Genomic DNA, 6501 nt, shown 5'->3' with positions numbered 1-6501 from the left:
CTCGACATGCTCGGCCGCACCAAGAAGGTTTCGATCTCCAAGGAAAACACCACGATCGTCGACGGCGCTGGCGCCAAGTCCGACATCGAAGGCCGTGTTGCCCAGATCAAGGCCCAGATCGAAGAAACCACCTCTGACTACGACCGCGAAAAGCTGCAGGAACGTCTTGCCAAGCTCGCTGGCGGCGTTGCCGTTATCCGCGTTGGCGGTTCGACGGAAATCGAAGTGAAGGAAAAGAAGGACCGCATCGACGACGCCCTCAACGCGACGCGCGCTGCTGTCGAAGAGGGTATCGTTCCTGGCGGTGGCACGGCCCTGCTGCGCTGCTCTATCGTTCTTGACGTCAAGGGTGAGAACGACGACCAGAATGCCGGCGTCAACATCATCCGCAAGGCGCTCCAGTCGCTGGTTCGCCAGATCGCCGAAAATGCCGGTGATGAAGGCTCGATCGTCGTCGGCAACATTCTCAAGAGCAATACAGACAACTACGGCTACAACGCCCAGACGTCCGAATACGGCGACATGATCGCCATGGGTATCGTCGATCCGGTCAAGGTCGTTCGTACGGCGCTGCAGAATGCGGCTTCGGTTGCCGGGCTTCTCGTGACCACGGAAGCCATGATCGCCGATATACCCAAGAAGGATTCCGCAGCAGGCGGCATGCCTGACATGGGCGGCATGATGTGAAGACGTCGTTCCAGAAGCGCGTTCGCTGACACAAGGCGTTCGCTTACACAAGGCAAGGGGGGCTCCGATTGATCGGGGCCTCCAACGTCCGGTTGGGCCGGTCGTCGTGCGCGGCCGTAGCGCTCCGGCAGATCGCGCCATGGCGCACTGGATCACAGCACCCGAAAGATGCCGTTCGTGGGGGAACTCGTGATCGCCGCCTGTGTTGTCGCGCTCGTTGCCTGGTTCGGGACGCTGAAGCCGTTTCCGGGGTAGGGCACATCGCTGAAACCCGAGACGACATGGGGTGCAACGCGGCGCTTGCTGACCTTCTCGCTTTCCACACGGAAACCAGTTAAACGGGTGGGAACAACACGTTGCGAGGTTGTAAGCGATGGCTGGAAAAGTAGAATATACCGTGTTCCAGGGACGCGCAGGCGATCACAACGACCTGGCGATGCCGGGTGCGAAGGCGATCGGCGAGGAATTGGAACGCCGAACCGGCATTTCTCCTGCGGTAATCGGCACCCCGGAGCCCGCCTTGAATGCCGGTTGGCGCGAAGAGCTCGATGCGGCTCTGCCGTCGCTCAGAGAGTTGCAGTCCCGATTTGACGACGTGTTGGCCGCAGGCGCAGTGTCGATCGCTGCCACCAGCCGGTGCGCGGTCTCGCTGGCGACCCTTCCAGCTGTCGCGAAGCACCATCCCGCGGCCTGCATCGTGTGGTTCGATGCACATGGCGATCTCAATCCACCGGAGGCCAGCCCCACCGGATATCTCGGCGGCCTGGCGCTTGCGGGACCACTTGGCCTTTGGGATTCCGGTCTCGGTGCGGGTTTAAGCTTTGATCAGGTCGTTCTCGTCGGTCAACGTGACCTCGATCCGTACGAACTGGATCTGATCGCGAAACACAACATCCCGCATATCAAACCAGGAGCCGATCTCGCGACCGACCTCAGGAGCGCGATCGCCGGCCGCCCCGTCTATGTGCATTTCGACTGCGATGTTCTGGAGCCCGGCATCGTGCCCACAGATTACGAATGCGAAGGCGGCCTGTCGCTGGATGATATGCGAGCCTGCTGCAAGGTTATCGCAGAACACGACTTCGTCGGGATAGAAATTGCCGAATTCCAGAACTCCTGGAAAGCTGGCGGCCCGCCAGTATCGCCGAGCGCTCTGCTCGATGCCCTGGAGCCGGTTTTGGCGAAGGGCTCTCACTGAGCAAATGGCAGCTTAGGTTCTGAATCCGGTCGCCGTCCCTGCTGCGTGGATCATCCTGAAAGCAGACGTGCGAGCTTGGCTCCAATGGTAAGAGCCTGATTTCATTTCTTGTTTGAATGGCGTGCCGGCTCTTTTGGCATATCGAAAGGCGACATACGGTCAGCCGCCACGTCTTAAACGTAAGTTTGGATTACCGGCGCCTGAGGGCGGCTGTAGTTGTTAGGGGCCGCCACCAAAGAGCGCTCGAAAACGGAAACGTCTGGAAACGTGAGGTTCGAGCGCCGGATCCATGCTGGTATGCGACATCTGCGTATTACCGAATGGACAGTGACAGGCTGGTGTCCACGCAACACAGGAGCGCGTCATGTCGCAGTTAGAAACAAAAGCCCGTAGCACGGGTCCGCAACAGACACATATGTCCTCGCAGAACAGTTCGGCTGCCGGTGGAGCGAAACCCGGCGAGCTGGTTCCGTCGCGCTATGCGCTTGATATCGGCGAGATCGAGGTGATGGTGGTCAGCGATGGGGTGCTGCCGCTGCCAACCGCGATGTTGGGACACAACGCCGACCCGAAGGTGCGGGCCGGCTGGCTGGGCGACATGTTCCTGCCGCCGGACGCTTTCGACTGGTCGCTGAACGTGGTCGTGGTGCGTAGCGGCGCACAGACCATCCTCGTCGATGCGGGGCTCGGGATCGACCCGGACCTGAACCTGCCGCGAGCCGGGCAGTTGATCAAGCGACTGGAGGCCGCAGGCATCGATCTTGGTTCCGTGACCGACGTCGTGCTGACCCACATGCACATGGACCACGTTGGCGGGCTGCTCGTCGAAGGGGTGAAGGAACGGCTGCGGCCGGACCTGCGCATCCATGTGGCCGCCGCCGAGGTCAAATTCTGGGAGTCGCCCGATTTCTCCCACGTCTCCATGCCGCCGGGCTTTCCGGACGCGCTTCGGGCAGCCGCCAAGCGGTTCGCCAAGGAGTACCAAAACCAGCTGCGGCTGTTCGATGAGGAATACGAGGTGGCGCCGGGTGTCGTCGTCTCCCGCACCGGTGGCCATACTCCCGGGCATAGCGTGGTCCGCGTGGCCTCCGGCGGCGACAAGCTGATGTTTGCCGGCGACGCCGTGTTCGCGGTCGGGTTCGAACATCCCGACTGGTTCAACGGTTTCGAACACGACCCCGAAGAGGCGGTCCGCGTTCGTATCCGGCTTCTGCGCGAGCTGGCGGCGACCGGCGAATTGTTGGTGGCCACGCACCTGCCGTTCCCCTCCATCGGCCATGTGGCGGTCGACGGCGAAGCCTTTCGCTGGGTGCCGATCTTCTGGGACTACTGACGGGGTCGTGTCACGCCGCACTAGGCTGAGCGTGACACATATCCGGCTCAATCAGCGAGGCCCGGCGAATGCCTGGGCCTCGTTTCATTTCGGCGGCCGTATGCCGCTGGAGCCGTTTCCGGGGCAAGAGCGCTCGCCCGGCATGATCTCACTTCGTCGGCTCGAAGCGAAGTATGCCGGCGACCCTCGCCTTGGTGCCGGAATCGGACGGGTGGGAGACGCCATCCATGACCTGCACCTCCGGAAAGTCGAAGGGGCTGATGCCCTCGATGCAGGCGACATTGATGCCGAACTGGTTCGGATTCGAGCGGCGCTGGTGATGGGTATAGATGCCGCAGGTCTTGCAGAAATAATGCTTCGCCGTGCGGGTATTGAATTGATAGAGCGTCAGGTTGTCTTCGCCCTCCACGAACTCGATATCCGCAAGCTCAGCCGAGACGGCGATTGCGCCGCGCATGCGGCAGTAGGAGCAGGTGCAGCGGCGGATCGTATTGAATTCGTCCGCCAACCGGAGCCGGAATTTGACGCGGCCGCAGTGGCAGGCCGCTTCATGCTCATGTCTCTCGTCGCTCATGATCCGCCTGTCTCTCTCAATGAAATCCCAAACTAGGCCCAGCGCTCGCAGAAGGCTTCGATATCGCTGGACTGAAAATCGGCGAGCCGTTCCATGATGGTCTCGAACGGCCAGTCCCACCAGGCGATCGCGGCAAGGTTTTCCGCAACGTTTCGCGAGAAGCGCTCGCGCAGGAACCTGGCGGGAACGCCGCCGACGATCGTATAGGGCGCAACGTCCTTGGTCACCACCGCGCCTGCCGCGAGCACGGCGCCGTCTCCAACCGTCACACCCGGAAGCACGATGACGCCGTGGCCGATCCAGACGTCATTGCCGATGATGGCGCGGTCCGCCTTTCGCTCGGCGGAGAAGGAGTGATCGCGCGCGGCGTCTGCGGAGTAATATTCCGGGCAATAGGTGAAGCGGTGCATGGACGGGCGGTCCATCGGGTGATTGGGTGCGCCGATCCTGACTTCCGCGGCGATGGCGCAGAATTTCCCGATCGAGGCATCGCCGACGATGCAGCGCTGCCCCAGATAGGAATAATCTCCGAGTTCGACCGTGTGCAGCGAGGTATTCTCCAGGATCTCGCAGTATTTGCCGATGCTGGAATCCCTGAGGGTAGCGGTCGGTTGGATGACGGTTTCGGCGATCTTTGGGCGGTTCGGTTGTGCGGTCGAATCCATGGGCAGTCTCCGGATTTCGGCCTGCCTAACCGGGGACGATGAAGGATATGTGACGCCAGGGGCAGCGAGGATCGGGGCAGGTTTGGCAGTGCGCCTCAAAGCTCAGTCTGCTTCGGCCCCGCAGGTGTCAGAGCGCCGCGATACGCCATGCCAAAGGCGATCGTTCATCCGTCCCCTTTGCGACAAAACTCTATGAATTTGGCAAAATCCGCGCATATTCATCCAACGGTATGATACGCCGCCGGAGCAATCACTGCTGTGGATCGAAAGCTCGCAGCCATCCTTTCCGCCGATGTTGCCGGTTTCAGCCGCCTTACGGCGCTGGACGAGGAGGGCACGGTTCGTGCTCTCAACGCGTGCCTAAGCCAGATCGCCGAAATAGTGGGTGAGCATGACGGCCGCATTTTCGGCACTGCGGGTGACGGGTTTGTCGCCGAGTTCGCAAGCGCTGTTCAGGCTACCAGGTGCTCGGTTGAAATCCAGCGACGCCTCTCGAGCAATCCAAAAGACATCCCCGGGGATCGCCGCCTGAAGTTCCGTATCGGCGTCAATCTGGGTGACGTCATTGTGTCGGGTGACGATCTGCTCGGCGACGGCGTCAATATCGCCGCGCGCCTGCAGGAGATAGCGCCGCCGTCAGCCATATGCATTTCCGGGTCGGTACGCGAGCATCTCTATGGCAAGGTGCCGTTCACGCTGACGAGCCTCGGCGAACGCTCCATGAAGAATATCCCGAGGCCGATTTCCGTCTTTCGGGTCGACTGGCTGCAGGAGGCGCCTGAAAGCGGGGAGGCCGGGCCAGAGCTAACGCCATCACCTGGGCCCCGCTTCGGCAGAGACCAGCCGTCGATCGTCGTCATGCCCTTCGACAATCTCAGCGGTCAGGGCGATGAGTATTTCGTGGATGGAGTCGTGGAGGAAATCACCGCGGCGCTCTCGCGCGTCCGGGAGTTCTTCGTCATCGCGCGCCAGTCTGCTTTCACCTACAAGGGACGTTTCGTCGACGTGCGTGACCTCGGACGGGAGCTCGGCGTCAACTACGTGGTCCAGGGCACCGTTCGGCGCGGAGGAGAGCGGCTGCGGATATCCGTGCAGCTGGTCGATACCGAGACGCGCATGCAGTTCTGGTCAGAGCGTTATGAGGGCGCGGCCGAGGACATATTCGAGCTTCAGGACAGGATCGCGGCCCAGGTGACCGGCGCCATCCATCCGGCCATCCAGAGTGCCGAAACGGAGCTGTCGAAGCGCAAGCCACCCAGCAGCCTGCGCGCCTATGATCTCGTCATGCGCGCCTACCCGTATCTCTGGGGCCAGAGCAAGGCGACGAACGAGCGGGCAATACCACTCCTTCAGGATGCCATCGCGATCGACCCTGCTTACGGCCGGGCGCACGCATTTCTGGCATGGTGCTACGCCCAGCACCTCGGCTACATCTGGACCGAGGAACCGGAGCAGGATCTGGAGCGGGCTTTAAAGTCTGTCGAAGCTGCAGTGGGCTCCATCGATGATGATCCGACCGCGCTGACGGCCGTCGGCGGGGCACTCAGCCATTGCGGCGATCAGGAGCGGGCGGCGGCCTATCTTGAACGGGCGCTGGCGCTCGACCCGAACAATGCCTGGGCATGGGCGCGTTACGGCTGGGTTGCAAGCTACAAGGGCGAGACTGGCGCGACGGAGCGGTTCGAGCGGGCGCTGACGCTGAGCCCGGCAGATCCGCTCGCCTTCAACATGCGCATGGGCATGGCCCTGTCGCTCGCCATGGCAGGCTCCCTTTCGCAGGCCGTCGCTATTGCCCGGGAGGTCGTCAACAAACATCCAGACGTGACCTGGTGCTATCGGATGATGGCGGCCTGGGCGGCCATGAGCGGCGACATGAAGACGGCCCGGTGGGCGGCGGGCAAGCTCATGGAGATCGAGCCGCATTTTACGATCGAGCGCTACTTGTCGAGGCCTGTGTTTCAGGGGGTGCCGCAATGGGCGGCCCAGACCGCCGAGGGTCTGCGGCAGGCAGGCTTGCCTGAGCGCTGAGGGTGTTTTCGATCTT

6 protein-coding genes are annotated in these 6501 nt (G+C 62.1%); 4 read left to right on the top strand and 2 right to left on the bottom strand.

Annotated features, from left to right (window positions below; all coding sequences use genetic code 11):
- The 3 genes from AC1DM5_RS23525 to AC1DM5_RS23515 all read left to right on the top strand — a co-directional run.
- Nucleotides 1–687, top strand: a 687-nt coding sequence (locus tag AC1DM5_RS23525) for a TCP-1/cpn60 chaperonin family protein (RefSeq protein ID WP_477975711.1), incomplete at its 5' end; no start/stop codon positions are given.
- A gap of 373 nt (nt 688–1060) precedes the next feature.
- A complete protein-coding gene (locus AC1DM5_RS23520) occupies nt 1061–1885 on the top strand; it encodes an arginase family protein (protein WP_477823787.1) in 825 nt (274 codons plus the stop codon).
- A gap of 415 nt (nt 1886–2300) precedes the next feature.
- Nucleotides 2301–3218 (top strand): MBL fold metallo-hydrolase, encoded by a 918-nt coding sequence (locus AC1DM5_RS23515; protein ID WP_477823792.1) that lies wholly within the window; start codon nt 2301–2303, stop codon nt 3216–3218.
- A 148-nt stretch (nt 3219–3366) separates the two neighbouring features.
- Here the strand turns inward: AC1DM5_RS23515 and AC1DM5_RS23510 are convergent, their stop codons facing one another.
- Entirely contained in the window at nt 3367–3792 is a 426-nt protein-coding gene (locus AC1DM5_RS23510; RefSeq protein WP_477975709.1) for a GFA family protein, read from the bottom strand.
- Between the two features lie 32 nt (nt 3793–3824).
- A complete protein-coding gene (locus tag AC1DM5_RS23505; RefSeq protein WP_477823785.1) occupies nt 3825–4457 on the bottom strand; it encodes a DapH/DapD/GlmU-related protein in 633 nt (210 codons plus the stop codon).
- 258 nt (nt 4458–4715) lie between these two features.
- Here AC1DM5_RS23505 and AC1DM5_RS23500 point away from each other — a divergent pair, with 258 nt between their 5' ends.
- Nucleotides 4716–6485 carry an adenylate/guanylate cyclase domain-containing protein gene (locus tag AC1DM5_RS23500; protein ID WP_477823784.1) on the top strand — a complete coding sequence of 590 codons (1770 nt, stop codon included), beginning with the start codon at nt 4716–4718 and terminating at the stop codon, nt 6483–6485.
- Nucleotides 6486–6501: the final 16 nt, after the last annotated feature.

Source organism: Rhizobium sp. 01T437, assembly GCF_056398505.1.
Note: the sequence above shows the minus strand (reverse complement) of the source record. Positions and strands in the feature narration are given on the sequence as shown.